Origin of the sequence: Nocardioides malaquae (genome assembly GCF_015070385.1) — a bacterium.
GTDB classification, from domain to species: Bacteria; Actinomycetota; Actinomycetes; order Propionibacteriales; family Nocardioidaceae; genus Nocardioides; species Nocardioides malaquae.
On record NZ_JADCSA010000933.1, the window covers coordinates 1 to 247 of the forward strand.

Genomic DNA, 247 nt, shown 5'->3' on the forward strand with positions numbered 1-247 from the left:
TAACATTAAGCAATCTCGTTTATCATCATATTCTCACCTGGGATTGGCTGGTGATCAATTTGCCATATAAGGGAGTCCAACAAGCATATGCTTCTTTGATTGGCTGACACAAACCATCCGCTTCATGATTGGTTGGACTTTTTTGTGACATGTTTGTTCCTCTGAAGCAATATAAGCGCTATCACACTCAAAAGCTGTTGATTCTCCCAAAATATCAAGACTTGAAGACATCTGTTTCATCCACAGT

General features: G+C 39.3%; 1 protein-coding gene. It reads right to left on the reverse strand.

The window, feature by feature from the left end; translation table 11 throughout:
• Positions 1-54 precede the first annotated feature (54 nt).
• Positions 55-247 (reverse strand): hypothetical protein (locus IEQ44_RS17415; RefSeq protein WP_227487697.1); only part of this gene is annotated, 193 nt, incomplete at its 5' end.